Here is a 26,723-nt window from a genome sequence, read left to right as displayed (position 1 = left end):
ATAATTTCTATCTATATGACGTTTTCGTTGTGGAAATGTATTCTATACGAAAGCATTGATAAAAGAATGGATTCCGCTCGCTTCGCGTATGCCACAAAGGATAAGCATGGGAGAATAACAGATTCCGTTCGCTTCGCGTATGCTACAAAGGATAATCATGGATGAATAACAGATTCCGTTCGCTGCGCTCCGGAATGACAACCGTCAAGGTAGTTAGAGGGAGAGGGGGCGGCGAAGCCGCCCCCTCTCCCTCTTTATTTAAGGCTTAAGTGTCATTCCGGAGCGCAGCGAACGGAATCTAATCTCCTTACAGTAATGGTGATTGATATTCCGAAGCGAACGGAATCTAACGTATTTTTTCTATCTTTATAGTATTATATCTATTTTTCTATGAAAACTTTATTACTTATACTTATTGGAAGCTCTTTCTTTCTCTTCCCTTCCAACCCGGAAACACCTATAAAAAAGGAAACGGTTAAACAAACTGAAAAACGTCTTTCTAAAATCTTTTCAACCATTCCAGCTGGAACAATTGAAATTGACGGAAAAAGTAAAACACTAAGAACATATAAATTAGGAACCCGAGTTGTAACCAATTTTGATTATAAAGAGTTTCTTGCTTATTTAAAGCAACATAATCGTATCGATGAATACCATACGTATTATCCTGACTCAACTAAGTGGGGAGATTATTTTACCAAAGGCAGCCACTATATGTTGAATATCTATAAGGAATATCCTGTAGTGAATATAACGTATGAGGCTGCACAAGCTTATGCTATTTGGCTCACTGAAAGAAACCGAGAAATATCAGAGAATCAGAACATAACTTTTCGTTTACCAACCAAAGAAGAATGGATTTATGCTGCAAATGGAGGAAAAGAAGGGAGTCACTATGCTTGGCAAGGCAATTTTCTCAGAAATAGTCAAGGGCAATTTTTAGCTAATTTCGTTAGAGTTCCAGATGAAAATATCATAAGAGGAGAAGATGGCAAACCGATTTTATCGAGTGAAACACAGTATGAAAAGGGAGGAAGTATGGATATAATAGCACCTGCTGTCTCATATTTTCCAAGTGTCTGGGGTTTATACAACATGAATGGAAATGTTGCTGAAATGCTAAATGAGGGAAACGAGGTGATCGGTGGTTCTTGGATGGATTTTGGAGGAGATATTCAAAATAGAAGTGTGAAAACTTACGATAAACAAGCATATCCAAATGTAGGTTTTCGCTTAGTAATGATAGAAGAGGAGTAGATTATTTTTAATTATTTCAAAAATAATCTAGTATTTTGTTAATTTTCTAGATTAATACCTATATTTGATTTATATAAAAACAAAAATTTAACTTATGAAAAGAATTTTACTTGCTGTTTCTACTTTCTTAGTAGGGACTTCTTTAATGGCCCAAGCGCCTTTCACACAAACGAATGCACCTCAAGTTGGAGATGCTACAACTTATTTTGTGTTAGATAGTACAGCTGCTAATTTGGATGCTACAGTAGGAACTGGAGTTACTTGGGATTATAGTGGTACAGCTGCTGCTGCTCCGGGATTAACTAATGCAGCGAGTGTAATAACTCCTACTACAGCACCTTATAGCATCGATTTTCCTTTAGCTACTGAAGAGTTAGTTATTGATAATTTTATGACTACCTATACTGCTACTACCTCCTCTACGTTAAATAGTAAGGGGTTTATCTTTACAAGTGACGCTTCAGGAGATATCGTGGTTAAGTTTAATACAGGTGCAAATGATGCTAATGTATTTAATTATCCGTATGGATTAAACGATGCTGTAACAAACGATGCTTTTACTGGAACGGCTACTGTTGATGGAGCTGCCATAGGTTATGGTAGTGGACCAATGAATCTCGATGTTACAGGTATCATAAATACAAAGTTTGATGGGTATGGAACATTAAAACTAGCTAATAACACATATACAAACGTAAAAAGGGTTAAGATTACAGAAAATGCTACTGCAAAGTATTTTACGGTTCCAATCGCTGCTATTGGAATTACTCAATATGAATATTATGATCACAACAATAGCAGATTACCTATTTTTATTCACTCAAAAATGGATTTTGATTTATCTGCAATTGGCCAGCCTGTTTCATCAAGAACTGTAGTTATGAGTATTGACGATCCAAATACATCCAACATATCTTCTGAAATTAGTGGGGAATTTAAAGTTTATCCTAATCCTGCAACAAACCAGTTAAACATTGTTAATCCAAGTGCTAATGGAGAAACAGTAATTGTTTTAGTGGATAACTTAGGAAGAACAGTATATTCTACTACTTCTAACGATATAACAACTACAATTGATGTAACTTCATTAAACAAAGGAATTTACTTTGTAAATGTTATAGAAGGAAATACAAAATCAGTTCAAAAAATTGTAATTGAATAAGATCCTCCAAATTTAAATAATTGAAAACTCAAGGAAACTTGGGTTTTCTTTTTTAAATAGTATTACATTTGAAAAAAAATAACGTTATGAAAATGAAAATCACACTTCTTATCTGTACTGCTCTTACATCATTCGGTTTATTTGGGCAGTTTACACAAACAAATTCCCCTGTTACAGGAGAAAGTATAAAATTATATGTAGTTGACAGCTTAGCAAATACCTACGATGCTGAAACAGGAAATAATGCCACTTGGGATTACAGCTCTTTATTTGGCTATGATCATTTTGCAAAAATGGTAACCGTTCAGGAAGTTGCTGGTACAGCCTACGATACAACTTTTACAAGTTCTTCTCATTTTATAGAAATTGAAGGGTATCTACAAACCTATTTTACAGATCCTACTATGGCAGAGAAGATTTCCCAAGGATTTGTATATATAAATTCAGACACTTCTTTGTCTGAATTAGGAAACATCGTGGTTCCTTTTACAGATAAAACTTCAAAGTATTTTAACTATCCATTCAATTTAGGAGATGCTGTTACTGATACCTACAAAGGAACTGGAGACGTAAAAGTAGATTTTGGAGGAGGTTCTATGTTAGTAATTAAGCCTGAATTAGAAGGAGATGTTACCGTAACATACGATGGAATTGGAACATTGAAATTAGCGGGTAATAGTTATTCAAATGTATCTCGTTTAAAAACTGATGAATTTGCTTGGGCAGAAGTTGTTGACCTAGGAGATACTGCTAGATTATACCGTACTCAATATGAATATTATGATTTTACCATAAGCAATTTACCTATCTTTATTCGCTCCCATTTAATATTTAGTTTAGGTGGAATGAATTTAATTGACGTAAACATAGCACTAAGTTATGAAGATCCATTAACAGCTGGATTGGAGGTAAACAAAGTTTCTTCTTTTACAGTTTATCCAAACCCGGCAAATGAGCAAATAAATATTCATTTAAATACTTGGACAAATAACTCCGATATTTTTATTATAGACGCATTAGGAAGAACTGTATATACTTCTACCCTATCCTCTAACAACGAAACGATCAATGTTGCTAACTTAAACAAAGGAATTTATACTATCCAAGTAAACCAAGAAGGGATAATGACTACCCAAAAGATAGTTATTGAATAAATAAACGCATTGCTAGAAGAGCAAGAGGTCGTCATAAATCTTCAAAAATTAGTTGACACACACTATAGAGAGGAAAGAGGAAAGTTGCACTTTCCTCTTTCCTTTTTCCAATCGATAACTATTCGTATTTGGCTTTTAATTTCAATATTTCTGACTAAAGGATTCCTCCAGTCCTCCCCCCTACCCCCCTCCAGAGGGGGAATTGGTGAACCCAACATTTTTAACAATAACTTTCTTATTTCATGCCAATAACTATCGGTACTTCACTTTCATCCTAAGCTTATCAAAAAATCCATTTAAATACACATCCAACCGTTAATTAAAAATATGCGTCTAAGATTGTGTAATTTATAGGTTTATATTACATTTGACTAATAATACTAAAAATTTAAACATGAAAAAATCTTTACTTTTACTTGCTTCTGCTCTATTTATAGGAATGGGAGTGAAAGCTCAGTTTACTCAAAGCACTTACCCTACAATAGGTACGGGAGACACTTACTTCTTGATTGACAGTATGGCTCCTAATTATAGTGCTACCGTAGGAAATAGTGTGACTTGGGATTATAGTTCTGCCACAGGATACAATGGAACCACACGTCTTCTAACCGTAATGGATCCTTCATCCACAAGTTTCTCATCAGATTTCGCAACAGCTACTCACGCGATAGACATTGAAAATTTAACAACTAGCTTTACAACCGTAGATGCCGCTGGAGTTATTTCTAACGGTTTTGTATTCCAAATTTCTGGAATAGGAGATGCAGTTGCTACTTTTGATGGTACAGATGTAGAGTACTATAATTTCCCTTTTAATTATGGTGATGCTTTAACAAGTACTTATACAGGAGCAGTTAGTATCATGGGAATGAGTTTTCCTTTCTCAGGAAAATCTTATGTGAAAGTAGATGGAAAAGGTACTTTAAAATTAGCTACAAACGATTATACAGACGTATTACGATACAATGTTATCGATTCTATTTTTGTACCGGGAACACCTCTAGGAGATCTTAATATCATTAGAAACCAATATGAATACTATAGTCTAACTGATAATAAACTTCCTTTATTCATTCATGTATCTATGGAAACAGGATTCATGGACTTTAGCGTGGTTTTAAGCCTTGAAGAACCAACACCTTCAGGATTGGTTAAAGAAGGATTAACTAATTTTACAGTTTATCCAAACCCAGCAAATGATATTTTAAATGTTTCTTTCCCTTCTCTTAAAGGTGAGGTTGCTATAGAAATGGTTGATGCATTAGGTCGCTCAGTTTATACTTCAAATGTAAACTCTACTTCTGAAACTATCAATGTAGCTAGTCTAAATCAAGGGATCTATTTTGTAAAAGTGACTAACAATAATGTTACAACAACACAAAGAGTTGTAATTAGATAATTAGGAAACTAATAGTATATAAGAGGCTGTCTCAAAACTAAAATTGACAGCCTCTTTTTTTTATAAGTTAGATAAGAATAATTACCTTTCCAACAGATAGTAACCAGCATTTCACTTTTTACCTTGAGCTTAACTAATTGAGAGTTTGTGAACGGAAATATATTAAATATAGATTACTTTACCCGTATCATTCTCCTCGAACCGAAATACGCAATAGAGATGATGGTCAAGGTTGAAGAAGGCATTAATATAGCTGCTACCAAAGGAGTTAAACCACCTGTAAGCGCAAAAGACAGTCCAAAAATATTAAACAAAATTGAAAAGCCAAATCCTATATTAATTAAGCGTTTTGTACCTTTCGCCCATTGAAGGAAAGATGGCAATAAATGAAGTTTGGTAACATCCATAATTACATCACAACTGGGACTAAATGCAAATGAAGATTTTACCACTGAAACTCCTACGTCACTCTGTTGAAGTGCGCCAGCATCATTCAAGCCATCTCCTATCATCATAACCTTTTTACCTTCCTGCTGACGAGATTTCACAAATTCTAACTTATCTTCGGGGCGCATACAGTAATTTAATTTATCCTCCTTCCCAAACAATTTTAACAGACGCTCTTTTGAAGAAGTATTATCTCCTGAAATAAGTGAAATTTCATATTTTTTAGTCAATTCCTGAATCATAATTTCTGTTCCTGGGATCAACGAAATATCAAAACTGAAATGTGCTTTTATTTCATTGTTTATGGAAACAAAAACAGAAGTTTTTCCTTGTGTAGCAAGTAATGAATTTGTAAATGTAGCACTCCCTATCCTATATGTATCCCCATTTATATTAGCTTCAATTCCCTTACCTGTAATTTCCTGAAGTACAATATTGTTGTGTTTATACAATTTAGTGTCACCAAAGTAACGTGTAATGGCTCTGCTAAGAGGATGCAAACTTTGGGAGGTAATGCTAATTACTTTAGATAATTCCTCTTCGTTTAGGGTATTTATTTCGACTGCAACGTCTGCTTCACTTGGTTCGGTTAGCGTCCCTGTTTTATCAAAAGCAATATAATCTATACTTCCCATATTTTCGAGAACAAGAGCATTCTTCAAATAACAACCAAATTTTGAAAATAATTGCAAAACATACCCATTCGTGAAGGAAGCTGTAAGCAGTAAAGAACAAGGGCAAGCAATAATCAAAACAGCTGTTGCAGCCTGCCACGCAATTTGTGAATCTCCTTGTATAGTCCAGTAAATAAATGCACTCAATGAAGTAATAATCGTTACGAAGGCAAAGAATCTTCCTATTACAGTAATACGGCTTTTTCTATCATTTTCATTCCGTTGAAAAGCTTCATTATTCCATAGAGTCGTAAAACTATTTTGGTTAAAAGATTTGACAGCAACTACCTCTACTGTTTCACCTATATTCCTTCCTCCAGCATAAATAATCTCTCCCTTTTCTATTGTTTCTGCTTTATCTTCTCCAGTCACAAAACTATAATCAATTTTTGCATTCCCTTTAGAAAGCAAACAATCCGTTGGTACTACTTCTTGGTGATGAATAAATAGTATGTCGCTTTCCTGAATATCTTCAAGTTTGACCATAGATTGAATACCTTCCGTGATTTTAGTGACTGCTATTGGAAAATACGACTTATAATCTCGGTTAAATTTCAACGAAGCATTACTTCGATTTTGTAGGGTTCTTCCGAGCAACATAAAAAAAGTAATACTTGCTAGGCTGTCAAAAAAACCACCACCTGTTCCAGAAAACACTTCATATAAACTACGTAGATAAGTTACAGCAATAGCCAAAGCGATAGGTGCATCGATATTAATATATTTCTGTCGAAAACTATACCAAGCATTGATAAAGAATTCCTGAGCCCCATAAAAAACAACAGGAATAGATAAGAGAACATTTGTTGCATTAAAGAACAAGTTTAAATCAGGGTTTTCAGCAGGATCTAGACCTACATACTCGGGAAAAGCAATTAACATAATGTTTCCCATGCAAAAACCAGTTATTCCAAGTTTTAAATAAGCTCTTTTTGAGCTATATTTTTTAGCGTTCTCTTTTTCTCCATGTAAATCAATCACAGGTTCATATCCAATATGTGCAAGTAATTCGGCTAATTGTCTTAAACTAAATTGATCAATTTTAAATACAATTTTTACTATTTTTTGATTAAAGTTAACCTGCGAGGAAAGGATATTATCATTTATTTGTGATAAATTCTCCAAAAGCCATAAGCAAGAACTACAATGCATTTGCGGTAAGTAGAGAGAAACTTGGGCTTGTTCTTTATTGCGAAAAGAGAGCAATTGTTGAACAATGCTTTCTTCATCTAGAAAGGAAAATTTTTCTTTTGGGATTACTTTGATTTTTTGCCCCGGTTTTTCATTGAGACAATAATAATTATCTAGTTCATTAGTATTTAGTAATTGATATACTTGTAGGCAGCCTTGGCAACAAAATTTCTTATCTCCTAACTCAAATGCATGAGAATCACAGACATCTCCACAATGAAAGCAGGCACCCCTTTCGGTCATTTATTTATTTTTTGGTAATATCGGAAGAAATACTGGAATTTAAACGTAATCTCTTACTAGAAAGTACTTGCCAACTATTGTTTACCATATTAGAAAGCATAATCAAGATAGATTTTGAATCTTTCTCTTTATCAGCCATTTCAAAAGTTCGTATTTTTTCAATAAGATTTTGAATATTTTTACTCACCTTATTCATTTCAGAATCAACCTTTTGAAGAGTAGATAGATTAATTTCTTGTTTATTTAAGATGCTTGTTTGAATGAAAGGATATACTACTAACTTTTCACGGTAAAAAATACGTTCAACTTCCCCTTTAATTGACTCAATAGCATTCAGCAACATTTCTGTTTCCATACTATCAATACTCAACGCTATTTCACTACTCATTCTATCACACGTAGCAAAGAAATCAGGATAAGCACTTTCAATAATATCATCCATTAAATCTTTCACCATTAGAGCATTTATTTTATTTTCCAGAATCAATTCATTCATAATATTTACAAAGTTCATACATTCTCCATATTTGAAAAATGACATTAATAGGATAAAAACATGATGTTTGTCAGTTTTTTCTTTGAAAAGAAGATATTTAAATTAATTTGACATCAGAAATTGAACTCCTTTAAAACAACTGTAAGTCTTATTAAATTACGGCAAATTCAAACAACTAATTATCTATAATAATTTAAATTAAATTTGCTAATCCACATATTTTCAATTACATTGCAATATAATTTTAAACTAAAACCTTATGAAAAAAAATTTACTTTTAGCTCTATCCATTTTATTTACTGCATTTGGATATTCTCAAGTTACTACATACAGTGTAGGTAGCACCGTTGCTAACTTTACTGTAACAGATACAAAAGGAAATAGCTATTCACTATATGATATTACTGCATCAGGAAAATATGTTCTTATAGATTTTTTCTTTTCCTCATGCCCTCCTTGTCAAGCAACCACTCCAATTTTCAATCAAGTATATGATAAGTATGGATGTAATGGTGGAGATTTATTTTCTCTTTCAGTAACCAGTCTATCAAGTGATATAAACACAATAGTTGACCAATTTGAAGCTAATTATGGAGGTTCGACAAATCATTGCCCAGCAATTAGCTCAGAGGGAAATGCCCTAGCTGTTGATAATCAGTTTGGCATAGCTGCATATCCTACATACTGCCTAATTGGTCCAGACAATAAGTTAATCAACGGAGATATCTGGCCTGTGAGTAGCGTAGCAAATTTTGAGGCTGCATTCCCTAGTGGATTCAACCCTCAAGTTCAAGATTGTAGTTTAGGTTTAAGTCATGAACAAGTCATAGATTTTGATATTTACCCAACTGTTTCTGAAGGATTACTAAACATCGCTTTACCTACATCTTCTGAAATTTCAGCAATCATATTGGACACACAAGGGAAACAAGTATTTAAACAGGATTTTGCCAAGAACAATCAATTTAAAATGCAATTAGATTTAGCTAGCGGAATTTACTTACTTCATATTGTGACTCCAGAAGGTCAAAGTCAAAACAAGAAGTTTATTATTAAATAATATTTAACAAACAAGAAAGCCCAGCTAATAGCTGGGCTTTTTCATTCATATACTATATTTTGAATTCTATTACAAAGTTGCTACTTTTTCCAGTTTAGCAATATTTGGAATAGCAATTTCCTTTCCATTCAATTCAATTAAACCATCTTTATTAAAGTCAGAAAGCACACGAATTATAGATTCCGTTGCTGTTCCCACAATTGTTGCAATTTCCTCTCTACTAAAAGAGGCATTTAGCGTTTTTCCATCTTCAGTAAAGCCATACGTTTGGTGTATAAATAATAAAGCTTCTGCAGCTCTTTCTCTAACAGGCTTCTGGGCTAAATTAGTTAGATGAATATCTGTTCTTTTTAATTCCTTTGCAAAAATCTTGAGCATCTCAAAAGTTAAAAAATAGTTGTCCTCCAAATTTTGTAAGAAAACTTCTCTATCTATAAAACTTACTTCACAGTCCTCAATAGCAACCGCACTGGCATTGTATCCGCTTGTTCCAAAAAAGGAACGATATCCTAATATATCTCCTGTACGATATAATCTTAAAATATGGTCTCTACCATCCTCACCCCTTTTCACTAATTTTACCTTTCCTTTAAGTAGGCAATAAACACCATAGGTATTTGTTCCTTCCTTAAAAATAAATTCTCCTTTGTGGTATTTTAAAAGTGATTTTTCAGCGTTAATTTTCTCAAAAACAATATGCTCCATAGATTTGAGTTTTTTTATCTCTTTAAATTTCAACAAAATTAATAAATTCTTTGGTTAAATGATAAAAATCATTGGAAAGCTACTGAAAACATTTACAAACAATAATGCTTGATAATTAAATACCATTATTTCAAATCTTCAAAAATTAATTGATTAGGAGTATCTGGATGTAGCATCTCTAACACTAACTTATCTTGCGAAATTTCCTTGATAATGAATATAATCGTCCCTTTTTCAAAGATCGTATTTACATCATATTTGTAATCAACAATTTTTAAAGTATCCTCTTGGATAGAATATTCTATCTCATGTGTTGGAGGAATAGTATGTCCTTGAGAATCAATGGCAAAGACATGACTATCTTCAGAGAATTTCATTCCAACTCTAAAAATTTTAAAAGGCTTATCGGATTGCACCAAACGCCATTCTCCCTGAAGTAATAATTGTCTTTTATCTATTGGTTTATTTTCTGAATGATTAGTACAAGAAAATAAAAATAGAAAGGAAAATAACAGTATAAGGAATCTCATATTTTTAATAAAATTTAGCAAGAATCTCAAAGATACAAAATTCTTAAAAAGTTGACTCAAATACTTTCCCTATCTTTGTAACATGGAAAAGAAAAAGACATTGGTCATAGGGGCAAGCGTGAAAGAAGAACGATATTCTAACAAAGCTGTCCGTATGTTACAAGAAAATAGAATGCCTGTCGTGGCATACGGCAATAAAATGGGTAAGATTAATGGAGTAGAAATTAAAACTAATTTCCCAACAGATCCCGACTTTGATACGGTTACTCTCTATCTTTCTGCGAGTAATCAGGAGCCTTATTATGAGCAAATCATAAAGCTACATCCAAAGCGTGTAATCTTTAATCCTGGAACCGAAAATGCAGAATTCCAGAAAATGCTTAAAGACAATGGAATTGAGACAGAGATTGCTTGTACTTTAGTTTTATTAACCACAAAATCATACTAATGGATTACAAAAAATGGATTTGGAAACGAAAATGGGACATCTTTTTTGCCTTGTTGCTTGGCTTATTACTCATTCCATCTGTCCGTATTCCTGTAGTGGCATTCGTACAGCGTATGATTGCATTTTCTCCGTCTGAAATAGCTGAAGATAAGCGAGAATCTTTGAATTCTTATAATTGGATACTCGTTGATTTAAAAGGGAAACAAACTAATCTTTCTATCTCTGAAGGGAAAGTTATTATCATTAATTCATGGGCTACTTGGTGTCCCCCTTGTGTGGCGGAAATGCCTTCCTTTCAGAAATTATATAATAGCTATAAAGACAAAGTAGATTTTTATTTTGTAGCTAGTGATGACCCTTCCAAAGTTTCGCAATTTATGATAAAAAACGAATATGATTTACCCATTTATTTTCAAGTAAATAATCCTCCAAAAGAATTAGAATCAGACTTATTACCCACTTCCTTTGTAGTAGACAAACAAGGAAAAATTATCATCAAAGAGGTTGGTACCAAAAATTGGGATAGCCAAGATATTCATGATTTACTCGATAAAGAACTAGCAAAATAATAAAAGAGGCTGTTCAAATTTAATTTCGAAACAGCCTCTTCCCTTTTATCTTAATCAATTTTATCTTTTCGTTACTTTTCTATTGATTGCTCCATTCTCAGTAATCATTTGTAACACATATACTCCAGTTTCAAATTCAGTTAAATCAATCGATTGAGTAGTTGAATTATCTGTTTGGAGATTCATAATAACCCGACCAATTACATCCATTACAATAATATCTTTCATGTGAATAGAAGTACTCCATTCGACAATAAACTTACCATTTGTTGGATTAGGATAAATCTTAAGATTATTTGCTATTTCTTCTAGTAAGCTAGTTGTATCGTAGATAAAATGACCACTAAGAGTAGAAGAGCATGAACCACCATTATTAACTATCACTGTATAATCGCCATCTTCAGTAATATTTATACTAGGCTCATTTCCTATAGACACACCATTTAAGAACCATTCAGCAGACTCGCCAATTTGAAGATTCACCACCAAAGTATTTCCATATTGGGTAATGCTTGGATTTGGATAATCATAGACAGTAATATGAATAGTTTGAAAACCAGCTCCACAATTTCCACTACCTATGACCGTATAATCAGTAGATTGACTAGGAACTGCAGTAATATTAGAACCATCAACTGAAGTTTCAACAATATCACCTGAAGGTGTCCAAGAATAATTATTAGCTCCTGAAGCATTCATATAAACAGTATCACCAGCACAAATAGATAGAGTAGAAGCAGTTGCCGAAACAACCTGTCCTTCTCCCACATAAATTGTAACAGATGCCGAATTTTCACATCCTGTCGAGTTATCCGCTCCATATACAGTATAAACTGTAGTTTGAGTTGGTGAAACAATTTGAATAGAACCATTTCCCAAACCATTATTCCAAACATAACTATCAGCTCCACTAGCCATTAAAGTAACATCTTCATTGTTACATATACTAGTTTCAGATGCTGATAAATTAACAGTCGGTAATGGATTTACCACAATTTCTATGGTTTCAGATCCGCTACATGAACCAGCAACTCCAGTCACCTCATAGGTTGTTGTTTGAGAAGGAGTTACTTGAATAGATGTGCCCGTTCCGTAACCATTCGACCATGTATAAGTACCAGCTCCACTTGCCGTTAAAGTAATTGTATCACCCATACATGCGGCAGGCTGAGAAGAAGAAATAGAAACAGCAACTCCAGGAACTACAATAATTTCAATCGTTTCACTATCAGAACAATTTCCAGAAGTACCTGTTACACTATACGTTGTAGTTGAAGTAGGTGAAACAGTAATGGAGCTATTTGTACCCAATCCATTATCCCATGAATATGAAGCTGCTCCACTAGCAGTAAGCACAACATCATCACCTGTGCAAATAGTCAATTGAGAAGCGGTGATACTTAAATTAACACCAGGCTCAACTATAATTTCAATCGTCTCAGTATCAACACAGTTTCCTGAAGTACCAGTCACCTCATAAGTTGTAGTTTGGGTTGGAGACACAACTTGAACTGCTCCAGAGCCTAAACCATTATCCCACGAATAACTAGAAGCTCCACTAGCCGTTAAAGTAACATCTTCTCCAGAGCAAATAGTTGTCTGGGATGCTACAACTTGAATATCTATGGATGGTGCAACAACAATTTCAATTGTCTCTGTATCAACACAACCGCCGGAAGTACCAGTTACCTCATAAGTTGTAGTTTGAGTAGGAGTCACAACAATACTAGATCCAGTACCCAAACCATCAGCCCAGGCATAATTAGATGCACCACTAGCAGTTAGCGTTACATCATCACCTGGACAAATTGTCGTTTGAGATGCAGCAATATTTACATCGATAGCTGGAACAACAGTTATTTCTATCGAAGCGGTTGCTGAGCATCCTCCCATAGTTCCTGTTACTACATATGTTGTAGTTGATGTTGGAGAAACTACGTGTGAAAATCCACCACCTAAACCATTGTCCCATGTATATATAGATGCGCCACTAGCTTCCAGAGTAACATCATCACCTGCACAAATAACTGCTTGTGAAGCAGTGATTGAAACAATAGGAGTAGGATTAACTAGAATTTGTATTGTTTCAGTATCAAAGCAAGATCCAGTAGTTCCAGTTACAGTATAACTTGTAGTTTGAGTTGGTGTAACAGTTTTATTTGCACCATTACCTAGACCGTTACTCCATGAATATGTGGAAGCTCCACTAGCCTCCAGCGTAACACTCTCACCTTCACAAATAGAAGTTTGAGATGCGTTAATTATGACATCAGGGATGGAATTCACAGTAATTTGAATTGTTTTTACTGAGGTACATCCACCTACACTTGAAGAAACTGTATAAGTTGTCGTTGAAGTCGGAGATACAGTCTTTGTTGATCCATTCCCCAACCCATTATCCCAAGAATAATTTGATCCTCCACTTGCTACTAAGGTTACACTTTCGCCTTCACAAATCGTTGTCTGAGAAGCTGCAATGTTTATATTAGATCCATTCGTTACTGTGATGGTAACAGAGTCAACATCAACCCCTGAACAACCACCAACTACATGTAAATAAGCCTTATAAGTTCCTGGTGTAGCATAAGAAACATCTATTTCACCATCTGTAGAGTTGGTAACACTTCCATTGGGGAAATTCCAAGAATAGCTACCCACATTCAGAGAACCCGTTCCATCAAAATGAATAGAAGAACCTGTACAAATAGTAAGTGCGCTTGGAGTTATAATAGCCTGTGGAGGAGTTTCTGTCATTATTGGTGAAATATAACAATCTAAGGAAGTCCCACCCCACTGACTAGAAAAACTACCCCATGTATTATTACTCTCCTGGATCCATACCATATCCACTGGTGAGTCTCCATCTTTATTAGACACAATGGCAAGTGAATCTGTTGCACCAAAACCTAGCATTCTTACACCAAGGTAATATTCTGGTGTCACAGTTATTGGAGATGGATAATCAATGTACAAAATTCCATGTCCATTTAATATATTCGCTAAATTTAAGAGAGAAATTGTTTCTGTACCTATGATGTTTCCAGGATTTCCTCCTGTACCTGTATTATCCCATATATTAATCTCAACTTGCGCATTGTTGCCTCCATCATACAAATAATAGAAATAGATAAAGGCTCCCGTAACCTGAGAATAAGGTGTGAAATTGGTAAATTTATTGGTAATACATTTATCATGATAACCATTCCATCCTGTTATATAACCTCCTTGCTGAGTACCATATACTGTTAAGGTGCCTGGAGGTGGTAAATTTAAGGTATCACAACTATAACAATCATTGTTTGGGTCAATATTAATAAAATTTGTTATAGTTTCTACATCTGAACCACAAGAGGTAGATGTAACTGTAAGTGTTACATCATATTGTCCAAAGCTTGTATAGGTGTGTGACGGATTTTGGTTCGTTGAAGTTGTTCCGTCACCAAAGTCCCATAAATAAGTAATTCCACTACCCGAAGAACCCGTATTAGCAAAATCTACTTGATGAGGCACTGAGCACCAAGTAGTTTGAGTTCCTGCAAAACTCGCGTTAACAGCTGATCCAGAATATGCACTTCCAACTCCAACCGCATACCATGCATTGGTAGTGGTAACATATTCTTGAGAGCATGGTCCAAACAAATCCTCTGCAGATTGTATTGCATAGAATCTTGCATCAGCATAGGTACTATTTGCACTTAAATAATGTGCTAGATTTCTATAAGCAATCTCAGAAGCAGAAGTCCAACCAATTCCTGTAACATTGTAAGCATTTCCCAAATCATTGGTTGCAGCACCTCCTTGGACCATCAAATAATACCAAAAATTTTGAACACCACTATTTTGATGAACACCTCCATTATCTCCCGTACCTGTGTACCAATATTGCCCCTGATAGCAATTGGGATCTCCAAAACTTTTAGGATTAGACATACTTCTAAAAGCAGCTCCACCCAAACCTTCTCCGACTTGCCAGCTAGCCCCACCTGGTTTTGCAAAATATTCAATACTATTTCCAAAAATATCACTAAATGATTCATTCAATGCCCCAGATTGGTTTTGGTAATTTAATCCCGCTGTATATTGAGTCACCCCGTGTGTAATTTCATGTGCAGCGATATCAATAGATGTTAATGGATTATATCCTTGAGATCCATCTCCATAGGTCATTCTTGACCCATCCCAGAAGGCATTCAAATAGTTAGTACTGTAATGAACATAGCCTTTAACTGCCATACCATTCCCATTGATACTATTTCTGTTATGTTTTAACCAAAAATAATCAACTGTCATCTCTTGCCCCCAATGTGCATCCGTAGCGTATTGATCCTTATTTGCATTTACATTGTTCCAATTATTATCTGTATCGGTAAAATCCACAGAATTTCCATAATTGGTTCCTTTCTTCATATTAAAGGTTTGAACATCCGTATTTCCCGCTCCTCTCCCAGTTTCTCTCAAACGATATTGGTTGTTATTTACCTTATCTGTTGTGATTGTTTGAGTTCCACTGTATTGTGTTTGAGCTGTACCCGTAGCGTTTGCATGACATAATATATTATTCTCATATAAAATCTCACCTGTAACTGCATCTACCCAAATATATCTTCTACTCAAAGGAATTTCGGCATACACGTCAAACTTATATGCTAAACGCATAAGATTGGATGGTTCATTATCTTTATATATATAGGTAAGACTTCCTGTGGGAAAATATGTTGTATCCGGATTTTCTTGTTCCCACTTAAAATGTTTCTCTTGATCTGCATCTTGCCACATATATTTTTGAGCTCCAATAAACGTTAGTGCTTTATTTAAAGCTGCTTGCTCACTTATAGCAGCTATAGATACATTCACAGTAGCAGGATACATTTCCCCACTAATAGAATAGATATCATTCCCTCTAGCATGTGTTTTAATAACACCAAACTGAACAGGAATTCCATAAATCATCTGTTGATATACATCATGTGTATATCCTATTTGATCATTTACTTGATTTACATATTGAAATGTTGTATTACCCCCACTTCCTCGAAAGAATTGAGCTGTCCAAGTATTAAAATTTTGTTTTGGTAAATAATACCCAACTTTAAACTGAATATAATTGGGTAATGGACTTCGATCATTGTATCGAATAACTTGAGTATTTTCAATTCTTTTAGAGGCATCCTCTCCAGTTAAAACATACGAATCAGCGTAAATGCTTGTTGTTAGAAATCCAAAAAATAGGAATACAAGAGTATAGAACATCAGTTTCATAATGAATAGTTTTATTGTTTAAGCAATCTAAAGTTACAAAAAAACTATAGAAAAAAAAATATAAAGTGTATTTCTTTTAAAAAAAAAGACAAAGCTTCATTTTAGTTGCATCGGCCTTCTCTTTTGAACTATGAATTGATTGGGGTTAGGTCAGTTTTTCTGCTAAATAGTTCCCTGTATAACTCTCTTTGCAAGTAGCAACTTGTTCGGGTGTTCCCTGAGCAACTAGCCCCCCCCCTTTCTCACCACCCTCTGGTCCCAAATCTATTACCCAATCTGCATTCTTAACAACATCTAAATCATGTTCTATGATCACTATAGAATGTCCAATCTCAATGAGTCTATTTAAGGAAATCAATAATTTATTCACATCATCAAAATGCAATCCAGTTGTGGGTTCATCAAAAATAAACAATGTCTTTTTTGGGTTTTTCCCCTTAATTAAGAAGGAAGCCAATTTTACACGTTGAGCTTCTCCACCAGATAATGTAGAAGAAGATTGCCCTAATTTTAAATATCCTAAGCCCACATCTATTAAAGGTTGGAGTTTCTCCACAATTTTTGACTCCAAATTCCCTTTCCCTGATGAGAAAAAAGTTAATGCTTCATCGATATCCATTTCTAAGATATCCGAGATTGATTTCCCATTGTATTTAATCTCTAAAGTTTCTGTCTTGTATCGTGTTCCATGACAAGTATCACATTTTAGTTCTACATCAGCCATAAATTGCATGGGAACCGTAATAACTCCCTCTCCTTCACATACTTCACACCTCCCGCCTGGTACATTAAAACTAAAGTAACCTGCTTTTAGATTATTAATTTTGGCAGCATGTTGATTGGCAAATAGGTTGCGGATATCATCAAAGGCTTTTACATAAGTAACCGGGTTACTACGAGAAGAGCGGCCAATCGGATTTTGATCTACAAACTCTACTGCTTCCACCAATGATAAATCCCCTGTTAATTCTTGGAATTTCCCTGGTGTATGTGTATGGATATCCAAGTGTTTTTCGATGGATGGATATAAAATATTGCGGACTAAAGTAGATTTACCTGAACCACTCACTCCTGTAATGCAAACCATTCCTTCTAAAGGAATCCGTACATTGATATTTTTTAAATTATTTTCAGTTGCCCCAATAATGTGAATAGCATTTTTTAAGTTTCTACGTTTGGCAGGAACTTCAATACGCTTTCTTCCCGTTAAATAATCAGCAGTCAGACTATTTTTTGATAAAATTAACTGGTTATGTGTGCCTTGGAAAACAACTTCCCCTCCATTTATTCCAGCTAAAGGTCCAATATCCAAAATCCCATCTGCTGCTCGCATGATTGCCTCTTCATGTTCTACTACAATAACTGTATTTCCCAAATCGCGTAATTCATGTAATACCTTGAGGAGTCGCTGCGTATCCTTTGGGTGCAAACCTATACTTGGCTCATCTAAAATATACATAGATCCTACCAAACTACTTCCTAGTGATGTTGCCAAATTAATACGTTGAGATTCTCCCCCTGAGAGTGTATTAGCTTGTCGATTTAAGGTAAGATAGCCTAAACCTACTTCATTCAACCAATTTAAACGATTGCGAATCTCAGTTAAAATTCGTTTTCCGATTTCCAAATCATGCTTGGATAATTGAATATGATTAAAAAAATCCAAATTATCCTCGATAGACGATAGCATAATTTCCTTGATAGACTTTCCACCGACTTTTACGTAATTGGCATCTTTTCGTAGGCGAGTACCCTTACAGTCAGGGCATTTGGTTTTTCCACGATAACGTGCAAGCATTACACGCACATGAATCTTATATTTCTTTGTATTTAGATAATCAAAAAAATGATTGATACCAAACACTTTCCCTTTTCCATTCCAAAGAATATCATATTCTTCTTCAGAAAGTTTATCAATAGGTCGATGTACTGGGAAATCAACATCTACAGCAGCAGTTATAAATTTCTTTAAATATTTCTTCATCTTCTCTCCCCGCCAAGGAACTACTGCTTCTTCATAAACAGATTTTGACTTATCAGGAATAACTAAATTCTCATCAATTCCTAAAACAGAACCAAAACCTTCACAGGTAGGGCAAGCCCCATACGGGTTATTGAATGTAAAAAAATGTAAGTTTGGTTCCACGAAAACCATTCCATCTAATTCAAAACGATTAGAAAAACTATGTGCTTTATCTGTATCTGGAAAATAAATGATACTTTCTCCACTACCTTCAGCAAAACTCAACTGAATTGAATCTGCGATACGCGCGTAGTATGTATCATCCACAGGAACACTCAATCGATCAATTACCAAATAAAAATGCTTAATTTTTTCAGGCATATTTGCTAGAGCTTCCTCAATTGTATATATCGTCTTATCTATTTTGACACGTACATACCCTTGATCTTTATATACTTCTAACTGATGTTTTAAACCATAACGCTGAAAATTCGTATTTGGTGCAAGCACCATGAATTTCTCCCCTTGTTTATGTTTTTTGATAAAATTAACTACATCTTCTACCGTATGTTTTTTTACTTCTTCTCCACTAACAGGGGAATAAGTTTTCCCGATTCTCGCATATAAAACCTTGAGATAATCATAAACCTCGGTAACAGTTCCGACGGTAGAGCGAGGGTTCGTAGAACTCACCTTTTGTTGTATAGCAATGGCAGGAGAAATCCCCTTAATAAAATCTACTTTTGGCTTGTCTAATTTCCCTAGGAATTGGCGCGCATAAGCCGACAAACTTTCAATATATCTTCGTTGACCTTCTGCATATAAAGTATCAAAAGCAAGTGAGGATTTACCTGAACCTGAAAGTCCAGTGATAACTGTCATCTTTCCATGTGGGATTTTGACATCAATATTCTTCAGGTTATGCTCTCGAGCGCCTTTTATATGAATGAATACCTCTTTCACTTATACTTCTTTTTGTTCTTCTAATAATTGCTTATGATATACATCAGCATAAACACCATTTAAAGCCAAAAGTTCATCATGTGTTCCTTCCTCTATTTTTTCTCCATTTTCAAGCACTAAAATACGATGAGCATTGCGTATAGAAGATACTCTATGACTCACAATGAGCTTAGTAGAATCTTTTGAAAATGTATCCAGATTTTTCAAGATAATTTCTTCTGTTTCTGTATCCACAGCTGATAGACAGTCGTCTAGGATGAGTAATTTCGGCTTACGAATGAGTGCTCGAGCAATACTAATACGTTGTTTTTGTCCCCCACTCAAATTAACCCCTCTTTCCCCTAACAAGGTATCTAAACCATCTCTGAATTCTTCTATATTATGCCATACATGACTATGTGTTAGAGCTTCAATAATTTCAGTTTCACTTACATGTTCATCGTCTAATAAACCAAAACTCACATTATTTCGGATGGAGTCAGAAAATAGCAATACTTCTTGCGGCACAATCCCGACCTGTTTGCGATAATCATAGAGATTAATATCTCTCAAATTTTTACCATCAAGCTCTATACTTCCTTCCACTGGGTCAAAATGACGCATCAATAAATTCAAGATGGTGCTTTTCCCTGAACCAGTTCTCCCTAGAATAGCTAAAGTCTCTCCTTTTTGAATATCAAAACTTACATTTTTTATTGCTTGAATTCCTGAATTCGGAAAAGTATAGCTTACATTTTTAAATGAAATTCCACCTTGAAAATCAAATATATCATTCGTTGAGTTCTTCACTTCTGGCTCCTCTCTTAAAAACTCGTTGATACGTTCTTGACTAGCCGCAGCACGTTGCACAACTGAGGTTACCCAGCCAATACTTGCAAACGGCCAGGTTAACATATTTACATAAAAAATAAATGCAACAATATCTCCTGAGGTGATTGCCTCTTGCGTATCAAAAGTTAAGATACCTCCATAATAGATAGTTAAAATTGTACTCAAACCTATCAAGAAGGTAATCGTAGGCATAAAGAAAGCATCTACCTTTACCAAACTCATGTGACGACCCAAATATTCATCTGATTCTTTTTCAAAAGCACTTTGTACCTTCTTCTCTCCGCTATAAGTCTTAAGAACCGAAATTCCTGAAAAAGTTTCTTGAACAATAGTAGAAATCTTGGATTGCTGACTTTGCACCTTATCACTCAACCTATTAACTATGCTAGAAACTTTATAAATAAGAATAGACATAATAGGTAGTGGAAGTAGCGTATAAATAGTAAGCTCCACACTTATTCGTAACATAAATGCTAAAGTAAACCCAAATAGTACTAATAAGTTAATCGTGTACATTACACCCGGTCCTAGGTATTGTCTTACTAAGGTTACATCCTCCGAGATACGATTTAACAAGTCTCCTGTGCTATTTTTCTTATAAAAATTAAAGTTAAGTTTTTGATAATGTGTATAAATTTCATTCTTTAGATCATACTCGATATACCGCGACATGATAATAATTGTTTGTCGAGTAAAAAAGAGAAAAACACCTTTCCCAATAGATAAAAGAATATAGATTCCACCCAGTCTAAGTGTAATACTTAACCAATTCTCCACATCAAATCCTTCCTGAAACTTATTCACTGCATCCTTGACAATCAAAGGCATTTCAACATATAGATAATTTGTCCCAATAATAAATAGCGTTCCTAATAAAAGATACCATTTATATTTTAAAAAATATTTGTTTAAATAACTAAGAGACTTCATCTATAATTTGTTATTTTTGCATGGAAAATGCAATTTCTAGCGTACAAAAATAGTCAATTGCATTGAATGTTTGATTATAAAACAAGACAGAATGATAGAAACTAGAAAAATTAGCAAAGAGGATTTGAAAGATAATCCTGTTATTGCTGCAATGAGTGAGTACAATCACGAACAACTTTTATTTTGTAATGATAATGCTACAGGTTTAAAAGCAATTATAGCAGTTCATAACACCACATTGGGACCTGCATTAGGAGGAACTCGTATGTGGATGTATAACAACGAGTTAGAAGCTTTAAACGATGTATTACGTCTTTCAAGAGGTATGACTTACAAGAATTCTATCTCCGGATTAAACCTTGGAGGAGGTAAAGCAGTTATCATTGGAGATTCTAAAACTATGAAATCTGAAGCATTATTTAGACGTTTTGGACAATTCGTTAACAGTTTAGGAGGGAAATATATCACAGCTGAAGACGTAGGTATCAATCCAAACGATATGTCTTATGTGAATATGGAAACAAATCACGTAGTTGGTTTACCAGGAAAAAGTGGTGATCCATCTCCAATTACAGCATTGGGAGTATATGTTGGGATGAAAGCTTGTGTTAAAAAGCAAACTGGAAATGATAGTTTGGCAGGAAAGAAAGTTGCTGTTCAAGGTATTGGTCATGTTGGTGAATATTTAGTAAAGCACTTAAGAGATGAAAATGCAGAAGTATTTATCACTGATATTAATCAAGATGCTTTAAAAAGAGTAGCTAACACATATGGAGCAAAAGTAGTTGGAATAGACGAAATTTATGATATTGACATGGACATCTATGCACCTTGTGCATTAGGAGCTACTGTAAATGATGATACACTTTCTCGTCTAAAATGTTCTATTATCGCTGGTTCTGCAAACAACCAATTGGCCAACGAAGTAAAACAAGGAAATGATATCTTAGATAAAGGAATCATTTATGCACCTGACTTTGCTATCAATGCAGGAGGTGTTATCAACGTATATGCAGAAGTAGTAGGAGTTTCTTCTGAATGGGCACTAAGAAAAGCTGAAGGTATCTACGATACTATCTACCAAATTATTGACCGTTCGGCAAAAGAAAAGATCCCAACTTATGCTATTGCAAATAAGGTAGCAGAAGAAAGAATAGAGGCAGTTGGAAAATTAAAATTACCTTATTAATATCAATGCTAAACAGAAGACATTTACGTATTAAAGTCTTACAAACTCTCTACGCCTTCACGCAAACTGAAGGCGTAGAGTTTCTATGGGCTAAAAAAGAATTGCTGAAAGCAATAGATCAGATGTATGTTTTATACATCTCATTGCTTCAGATTTTCCCGGAATTAAAAGTAAAAGCTGAAAGAAGAATTGATGACAACAAAAATAAGTATCTGCCATCAGAAGAAGATTTGCATCCCAATGAAAAGTTTGTAAATAACAAAGTCATTCAACTTATTGAGGGAAACACGGAGTTACGCCGTCAGACCGAAATCATCAAGGCTAATTGGATGGGGGCTGAAAAGCAAGAATTGATGCGCAAATTATTTATGCAAATTCTACAGTCTGAAACCTATTTCGAATTCATGAACAACAACAAAGAAGGATTTGAAGAGGACAAAGAATTTATGGTGCAATTATTCAAAACTGAAATAGCCAATTTTGAACTCCTTTATGATTTTTTTGAGGAACAAAGTGTGTATTGGATGGATGATATAGATTTAACTTGCTCCATGGTCTTGAAAACGATTAAATCATTTGAGGAAAATAAAGAAAATAGAAATGAAATTCTTCCTTTATACAAAGCAGATGATGACGAGCAAGAATTCATTGTTACATTATTACGGGAAGCTATCCAGAACAGAGAAGATAATCTACGGATAATTGATCAACTTACTAAGAACTGGGAACTTGAGCGTATTGCTAAAATGGATGTTTTATTAATGGAATTAGCCATTACTGAATTGATTCACTTTAACAATATCCCAACAAAGGTTACCCTGAATGAATACATTGATATTTCTAAATATTATAGTACTCCAAAAAGTAATGTATTTATCAATGGTATTCTTGATAAAGCGATTGAATTATTAGAGAAAGAAGGGAGAATCAAAAAAACAGGAAGAGGTTTAATCAAAGAATAAGCTATGAAGAAAATATTAATTTGTTTGTTTCTTATTGCGCTTGTTTCTTGCTCCGGAAAAGGAGACAACGAAATGCAAGTAGGGCAATATACTACCATAGAGGTAGAGGAAGTTTATGATGCAGGAACCGTTGCAAAGGGAGAAATTATTAAAGCAGATATTATAATTAAGAATACTGGGAAATATCCATTGGTTATCGCAAATATTGAGCCCGCATGCAGTTGTACGGTTTCTGAATATGATGAAGATCCAATTGATCCAGGAAAAACAAGTATTATCAAAACAGAAGTAGATACGGATAAAACTGGAAAAGGGAAAATTATGAAGCCTATCAATATTACGGCAAATACACGCCCTTCTACTACAACTGTAACCATCAAAGCAACAGTAAATTAATTAATAATTATATAAAAAAGAAAAACATGGGACAAGGAGGATCACAATTAATAATGTTAGTTTTAATCTTAGGAGTATTTTATTTCTTAATGATACGCCCACAGATGAAAAAACAAAAAGAATTAAAGAAATTTAGAGAAGGGTTAGCTGTCGGTGATAAAGTTGTGACTATTGGCGGTTTACATGGGAAAATTTTGGAAATCGGTGATACAAACGTATTGTTGAGTTGCGAAGGAAGCTCTAAAATTCGAGTAGAAAAAAGCGCTATCTCAACAGGAATTGACGAGCAGCAATTAGCTAGCACAGACAAGTAAGAGATTCATTGGAAGACTGCCTTAAAGTTGAAGGTCAATAACGGTATTTAACTTTAAGGCAAAACTTCCAGCATCTTTACTTTATAACCTGTTTTTTGGGGTAAACAAACGGATACACATTTTATTTCTTCTTTTTAGAAGATTTATCCTTTTTCTTTTGGTCTTTAACCACTTTACTCGTTTTCTTGCGTTGTATCCTATACTCTTTCATGTTTTCTTTATATTCCTGTTTATTAATTGTTTTAATCACCTTATTACAATAAACTTTTCCTGATTTAATATCTTGAACTATACATTCTATAACAAAATCTTCATCGTTAGGGTGATAAACAGCATCTAAATCTTGTTCAAAGAAATAAGCCATACCTGAATAGAAAGCAGCTTGAGCTCCACTTCCATATTTTCGTATTATTTCATTGACAGACATACCAGTTTCTCGATAGATTAATTTCATTAACACCTGACCTTCTGAAACATATAAATCTTTCACTAAGAATTTAAAATTCTCTTTTAAATCTTTTTTTGTTTGAGTCTTAATCTTTTTTTGTTGTCTTTTATTCTTTGATTCTCCTAATTCTTGATTCAAAGAATCTATAATTTTAGCTGCTTCTAATGCCAAAGGATATACTTTCTGTACTTTAGGAAGTAAATTTCTATACTCGCTATGAAAACGATTCGAGATGCTAAAGCCATCATATACTTGGATACGTCTAATAGTAGTATCCTCCTCATTTTGGGCAAAAAAAACTCCGTGCAATAAAATAAAAAATAAAAAAAATAGATATTTCATTTGTTTTATCATTATATTAGCATAACCTGTTAACGAGTTTTTTTATACAAATATTACACCATGAGACCAATTACACTTATTTCTTGCTTATTTTTTATTTTGAGTATATTATTTTTTACATCATGTAAAAGTAATTCTATCGAAGATGCAAACAATCTAAACGACACTATTCAAGAAGATCACACTTCTTTAGAAGATGAAAACAATGAAGATGAGACTACTGTTACAACTGCTGGAGTAACAAAAAATACATCAGATAATGCTGATGTAAAGGAAGCTCAAAAGGAAATCGAAAAGAAATATGGTGAGCAATGGGATTTTTGTACTTGTATTCAGAAAAGTGATTCTGTTAATAATGCTTTAATGGCAGCGAATGATGATGAGTTTGATAAAGTTATGGCTCGCTCGGAATTTATTGATAGTAAATGTAAAACCATGCTGATACAACCAAATTCCACTCCGGAAGAACGCCTAAAGCATGAGAAAAAGGTAAAGCAATGTTTAAAAAACATGAAGAAATAAACTGATAGCATTCAATAAAAAAAACGCAGTAAATTGCGTTCTTTTTATTTTAGACTAAAATGTTTTTCTGCTTCCTCTGCAATATATCCTCCAATAGCCAATGAAGCTGTTGCTGCGGGGGATGGAGCGTTTAGCACATGAATCGAGTGTCCGTGATATTCAATTCTAAAGTCATCACGCGTATCTCCATCTTGTGACAATAATAAGGCTCTTACTCCAGATCTACCAGGTTTTAAATCATCCATCGTTAACGAAGGTATTAGTCCTTGTAGTGTTTTTAAGAATAGTTTTTTAGAAAATGCTCTCCTATATTCATTGATGCCAAATGACATGTTGTTAAAAAACAGCTTCCACGTTCCTTTATAACTTAAAGCATCCAAAGTATCCTTTAGGTTAAAATCTGTTTTGTTATATCCCTCTCTCTTAAACGTAAAAACTGCATTTGGTCCGCATTCAATTTCACCATTGGTCATACGAGTAAAATGCACTCCCAAGAAAGGGAAGTCAGGGTTTGGCACAGGGTAAATTAGATTTTTTACTTTATGCTTACCTTGTTCAGTCAGTTCATAATAATCCCCTCTAAAGCCAACTACCTTTTCTTTAATACTAACTCCATCTTTTTTAGCTAATCGATCTGCCTGAAGTCCACCACAAAATACTAAATATTTTGCCTTAAATCTTTGAGTAGCGCACACAACTGTATTGACGTTACCATCTTTTTCAATAGCTACCACTTCCTCTCCGAGAACAGTTTTGGAATCAGGGTTAGCACCTAATGCATTCTCCACCATTTTCTCTGTGGCACATCGATAATCAATAATCCCAGTACAAGGAACCCATATTCCTGAAACTCCTTCTACAAAAGGTTCAATATCTTTGATTTGTTGTGCGTTAATTTTTTCAATTCCTTCAATATTGTTCTGTTGACCAATTCCAAATATTTTTTCTAAATAAGGTAGTTCCGATTCATTTTTAGCAACTACTACTTTTCCACACACATCATGAGGAACGTGGTTTTCTTTTGCAAAAGCAACCAATTCATGTCTTCCTTCTACACAATTTTTAGCTTTTAGAGATCCTGGTTTGTAATATAATCCCGAGTGAATAACGCCCGAATTATTTCCTGTTTGATGATCTGCAAAATGCTTTTCTTTTTCAATAATTACAATCTTTAATTGAGGATTTCTCTTTTGTAATTTATAGAAAGTAGCGGCTCCAACGATTCCACCACCAATTATTGCGATATCAAAAACTGTCTCTTCCACGAAA

21 protein-coding genes and 2 pseudogenes are annotated in these 26,723 nt (G+C 34.3%); 12 read left to right on the top strand and 11 right to left on the bottom strand.

The genetic code is table 11. The annotated features are described in order from the left end of the window. Nucleotides 1-390 precede the first annotated feature (390 nt). The 4 genes from M9897_04055 to M9897_04040 all read left to right on the top strand — a co-directional run bounded on the left by M9897_04055 (nucleotide 391) and on the right by M9897_04040 (nucleotide 4,972). Nucleotides 391-1,257, top strand: a complete 867-nt coding sequence (locus tag M9897_04055; protein ID MCO5268051.1) for a formylglycine-generating enzyme family protein — start codon at nucleotides 391-393, stop codon at nucleotides 1,255-1,257. Between the two features lie 94 nt (nucleotides 1,258-1,351). Further along, on the top strand, nucleotides 1,352-2,419 hold the full coding sequence (locus tag M9897_04050; protein MCO5268050.1) for a T9SS type A sorting domain-containing protein: 1,068 nt from the start codon (nucleotides 1,352-1,354) through the stop codon (nucleotides 2,417-2,419). Between the two features lie 86 nt (nucleotides 2,420-2,505). Beyond that, complete coding sequence (locus M9897_04045; protein MCO5268049.1) at nucleotides 2,506-3,573, top strand: T9SS type A sorting domain-containing protein; 1,068 nt, start codon at nucleotides 2,506-2,508, stop codon at nucleotides 3,571-3,573. 394 nt (nucleotides 3,574-3,967) lie between these two features. Further along, entirely contained in the window at nucleotides 3,968-4,972 is a 1,005-nt protein-coding gene (locus M9897_04040) for a T9SS type A sorting domain-containing protein (GenBank protein MCO5268048.1), read from the top strand. Nucleotides 4,973-5,145: 173 nt separating this feature from the next. Here M9897_04040 and M9897_04035 read toward each other — a convergent pair whose 3' ends face one another. Both M9897_04035 and M9897_04030 read right to left on the bottom strand, forming a co-directional pair. Next, nucleotides 5,146-7,527: a heavy metal translocating P-type ATPase metal-binding domain-containing protein gene (locus M9897_04035; protein ID MCO5268047.1), complete on the bottom strand. Its 2,382-nt coding sequence runs from the start codon at nucleotides 7,525-7,527 to the stop codon at nucleotides 5,146-5,148. Between the two features lie 4 nt (nucleotides 7,528-7,531). Then, entirely contained in the window at nucleotides 7,532-8,023 is a 492-nt protein-coding gene (locus M9897_04030; protein ID MCO5268046.1) for a hypothetical protein, read from the bottom strand. Nucleotides 8,024-8,282: 259 nt separating this feature from the next. On the opposite strand from M9897_04030, the gene M9897_04025 reads away from it, so the two are divergent. Beyond that, complete coding sequence (locus M9897_04025) at nucleotides 8,283-9,083, top strand: redoxin domain-containing protein (protein MCO5268045.1); 801 nt, start codon at nucleotides 8,283-8,285, stop codon at nucleotides 9,081-9,083. A 69-nt stretch (nucleotides 9,084-9,152) separates the two neighbouring features. Here M9897_04025 and M9897_04020 read toward each other — a convergent pair whose 3' ends face one another. Both M9897_04020 and M9897_04015 read right to left on the bottom strand, forming a co-directional pair. Next, the gene (locus M9897_04020; GenBank protein MCO5268044.1) at nucleotides 9,153-9,788 is read right to left on the bottom strand and encodes a Crp/Fnr family transcriptional regulator; all 636 of its coding nucleotides are present in this window, start codon (nucleotides 9,786-9,788) and stop codon (nucleotides 9,153-9,155) included. A gap of 125 nt (nucleotides 9,789-9,913) precedes the next feature. Then, nucleotides 9,914-10,318 carry a hypothetical protein gene (locus M9897_04015; protein MCO5268043.1) on the bottom strand — a complete coding sequence of 135 codons (405 nt, stop codon included), beginning with the start codon at nucleotides 10,316-10,318 and terminating at the stop codon, nucleotides 9,914-9,916. Nucleotides 10,319-10,400: 82 nt separating this feature from the next. On the opposite strand from M9897_04015, the gene M9897_04010 reads away from it, so the two are divergent. After that, on the top strand, nucleotides 10,401-10,766 hold the full coding sequence (locus M9897_04010; GenBank protein MCO5268042.1) for a CoA-binding protein: 366 nt from the start codon (nucleotides 10,401-10,403) through the stop codon (nucleotides 10,764-10,766). Further along, nucleotides 10,766-11,335: a TlpA family protein disulfide reductase gene (locus M9897_04005; GenBank protein MCO5268041.1), complete on the top strand. Its 570-nt coding sequence runs from the start codon at nucleotides 10,766-10,768 to the stop codon at nucleotides 11,333-11,335. The genes M9897_04010 and M9897_04005 overlap by 1 nt, the downstream gene beginning before the upstream one ends. Nucleotides 11,336-11,395: 60 nt before the next feature. Here M9897_04005 and M9897_04000 read toward each other — a convergent pair whose 3' ends face one another. From M9897_04000 to M9897_03980, 5 genes and pseudogenes are all read right to left on the bottom strand, one after another. Beyond that, complete coding sequence (locus M9897_04000; GenBank protein MCO5268040.1) at nucleotides 11,396-11,563, bottom strand: T9SS type A sorting domain-containing protein; 168 nt, start codon at nucleotides 11,561-11,563, stop codon at nucleotides 11,396-11,398. 3,129 nt (nucleotides 11,564-14,692) lie between these two features. Continuing rightward, nucleotides 14,693-14,845, bottom strand: a pseudogene (locus M9897_03995) (PKD domain-containing protein). Between the two features lie 126 nt (nucleotides 14,846-14,971). Then, a pseudogene (locus tag M9897_03990) lies at nucleotides 14,972-16,585 on the bottom strand (M4 family metallopeptidase). Nucleotides 16,586-16,739: 154 nt separating this feature from the next. Then, the gene (gene uvrA, locus M9897_03985; protein MCO5268039.1) at nucleotides 16,740-19,520 is read right to left on the bottom strand and encodes an excinuclease ABC subunit UvrA; all 2,781 of its coding nucleotides are present in this window, start codon (nucleotides 19,518-19,520) and stop codon (nucleotides 16,740-16,742) included. Continuing rightward, on the bottom strand, nucleotides 19,521-21,281 hold the full coding sequence (locus tag M9897_03980) for an ABC transporter ATP-binding protein/permease (protein MCO5268038.1): 1,761 nt from the start codon (nucleotides 21,279-21,281) through the stop codon (nucleotides 19,521-19,523). Between the two features lie 151 nt (nucleotides 21,282-21,432). Here M9897_03980 and M9897_03975 point away from each other — a divergent pair, with 151 nt between their 5' ends. The 4 genes from M9897_03975 to yajC are packed head-to-tail and all read left to right on the top strand — an operon-like array spanning nucleotide 21,433 to nucleotide 24,142. After that, a complete protein-coding gene (locus tag M9897_03975; protein MCO5268037.1) occupies nucleotides 21,433-22,470 on the top strand; it encodes a leucine dehydrogenase in 1,038 nt (345 codons plus the stop codon). Nucleotides 22,471-22,475: 5 nt separating this feature from the next. Beyond that, complete coding sequence (gene nusB, locus M9897_03970; GenBank protein ID MCO5268036.1) at nucleotides 22,476-23,432, top strand: transcription antitermination factor NusB; 957 nt, start codon at nucleotides 22,476-22,478, stop codon at nucleotides 23,430-23,432. A 3-nt stretch (nucleotides 23,433-23,435) separates the two neighbouring features. Next, entirely contained in the window at nucleotides 23,436-23,828 is a 393-nt protein-coding gene (locus tag M9897_03965) for a DUF1573 domain-containing protein (protein MCO5268035.1), read from the top strand. Nucleotides 23,829-23,854: 26 nt separating this feature from the next. After that, on the top strand, nucleotides 23,855-24,142 hold the full coding sequence (gene yajC / locus M9897_03960) for a preprotein translocase subunit YajC (GenBank protein MCO5268034.1): 288 nt from the start codon (nucleotides 23,855-23,857) through the stop codon (nucleotides 24,140-24,142). A gap of 121 nt (nucleotides 24,143-24,263) precedes the next feature. On the opposite strand, the gene M9897_03955 is transcribed toward yajC, so the two are convergent. Then, complete coding sequence (locus M9897_03955; GenBank protein ID MCO5268033.1) at nucleotides 24,264-24,932, bottom strand: DUF4294 domain-containing protein; 669 nt, start codon at nucleotides 24,930-24,932, stop codon at nucleotides 24,264-24,266. A 60-nt stretch (nucleotides 24,933-24,992) separates the two neighbouring features. Here M9897_03955 and M9897_03950 point away from each other — a divergent pair, with 60 nt between their 5' ends. Then, the gene (locus tag M9897_03950; protein MCO5268032.1) at nucleotides 24,993-25,454 is read left to right on the top strand and encodes a hypothetical protein; all 462 of its coding nucleotides are present in this window, start codon (nucleotides 24,993-24,995) and stop codon (nucleotides 25,452-25,454) included. Nucleotides 25,455-25,498: 44 nt separating this feature from the next. Here M9897_03950 and lhgO read toward each other — a convergent pair whose 3' ends face one another. Beyond that, entirely contained in the window at nucleotides 25,499-26,719 is a 1,221-nt protein-coding gene (gene lhgO / locus M9897_03945) for an L-2-hydroxyglutarate oxidase (GenBank protein MCO5268031.1), read from the bottom strand. Between the last annotated feature and the right edge of the window lie 4 nt (nucleotides 26,720-26,723).

Origin of the sequence: Brumimicrobium sp., from assembly GCA_023957385.1 — a bacterium.
Taxonomy (GTDB): Bacteria; Bacteroidota; Bacteroidia; order Flavobacteriales_D; family Crocinitomicaceae; genus Brumimicrobium.
Note: the sequence above shows the minus strand (reverse complement) of the source record. Positions and strands in the feature narration are given on the sequence as shown.

Bases quoted from the DNA above. Each gene is read 5' to 3' on its own strand.
- M9897_04005 (MCO5268041.1), top strand. From the start codon at position 10,766: ATGGATTACAAAAAATGGATTTGGAAACGAAAATGGGACATCTTTTTT.
- M9897_04040 (MCO5268048.1), top strand. From the start codon at position 3,968: ATGAAAAAATCTTTACTTTTACTTGCTTCTGCTCTATTTATAGGAATG.
- M9897_04015 (MCO5268043.1), bottom strand. From the start codon at position 10,318: ATGAGATTCCTTATACTGTTATTTTCCTTTCTATTTTTATTTTCTTGT.
- M9897_04045 (MCO5268049.1), top strand. From the start codon at position 2,506: ATGAAAATGAAAATCACACTTCTTATCTGTACTGCTCTTACATCATTC.
- M9897_04035 (MCO5268047.1), bottom strand. From the start codon at position 7,527: ATGACCGAAAGGGGTGCCTGCTTTCATTGTGGAGATGTCTGTGATTCT.
- M9897_04050 (MCO5268050.1), top strand. From the start codon at position 1,352: ATGAAAAGAATTTTACTTGCTGTTTCTACTTTCTTAGTAGGGACTTCT.
- nusB (MCO5268036.1), top strand. From the start codon at position 22,476: ATGCTAAACAGAAGACATTTACGTATTAAAGTCTTACAAACTCTCTAC.
- M9897_03955 (MCO5268033.1), bottom strand. From the start codon at position 24,932: ATGAAATATCTATTTTTTTTATTTTTTATTTTATTGCACGGAGTTTTT.
- M9897_03975 (MCO5268037.1), top strand. From the start codon at position 21,433: ATGAGTGAGTACAATCACGAACAACTTTTATTTTGTAATGATAATGCT.
- M9897_03950 (MCO5268032.1), top strand. From the start codon at position 24,993: ATGAGACCAATTACACTTATTTCTTGCTTATTTTTTATTTTGAGTATA.
- M9897_03965 (MCO5268035.1), top strand. From the start codon at position 23,436: ATGAAGAAAATATTAATTTGTTTGTTTCTTATTGCGCTTGTTTCTTGC.
- M9897_04030 (MCO5268046.1), bottom strand. From the start codon at position 8,023: ATGAATGAATTGATTCTGGAAAATAAAATAAATGCTCTAATGGTGAAA.
- M9897_04020 (MCO5268044.1), bottom strand. From the start codon at position 9,788: ATGGAGCATATTGTTTTTGAGAAAATTAACGCTGAAAAATCACTTTTA.
- M9897_04000 (MCO5268040.1), bottom strand. From the start codon at position 11,563: ATGAAAGATATTATTGTAATGGATGTAATTGGTCGGGTTATTATGAAT.
- yajC (MCO5268034.1), top strand. From the start codon at position 23,855: ATGGGACAAGGAGGATCACAATTAATAATGTTAGTTTTAATCTTAGGA.
- M9897_04055 (MCO5268051.1), top strand. From the start codon at position 391: ATGAAAACTTTATTACTTATACTTATTGGAAGCTCTTTCTTTCTCTTC.
- M9897_04010 (MCO5268042.1), top strand. From the start codon at position 10,401: ATGGAAAAGAAAAAGACATTGGTCATAGGGGCAAGCGTGAAAGAAGAA.
- M9897_04025 (MCO5268045.1), top strand. From the start codon at position 8,283: ATGAAAAAAAATTTACTTTTAGCTCTATCCATTTTATTTACTGCATTT.
- M9897_03980 (MCO5268038.1), bottom strand. From the start codon at position 21,281: ATGAAGTCTCTTAGTTATTTAAACAAATATTTTTTAAAATATAAATGG.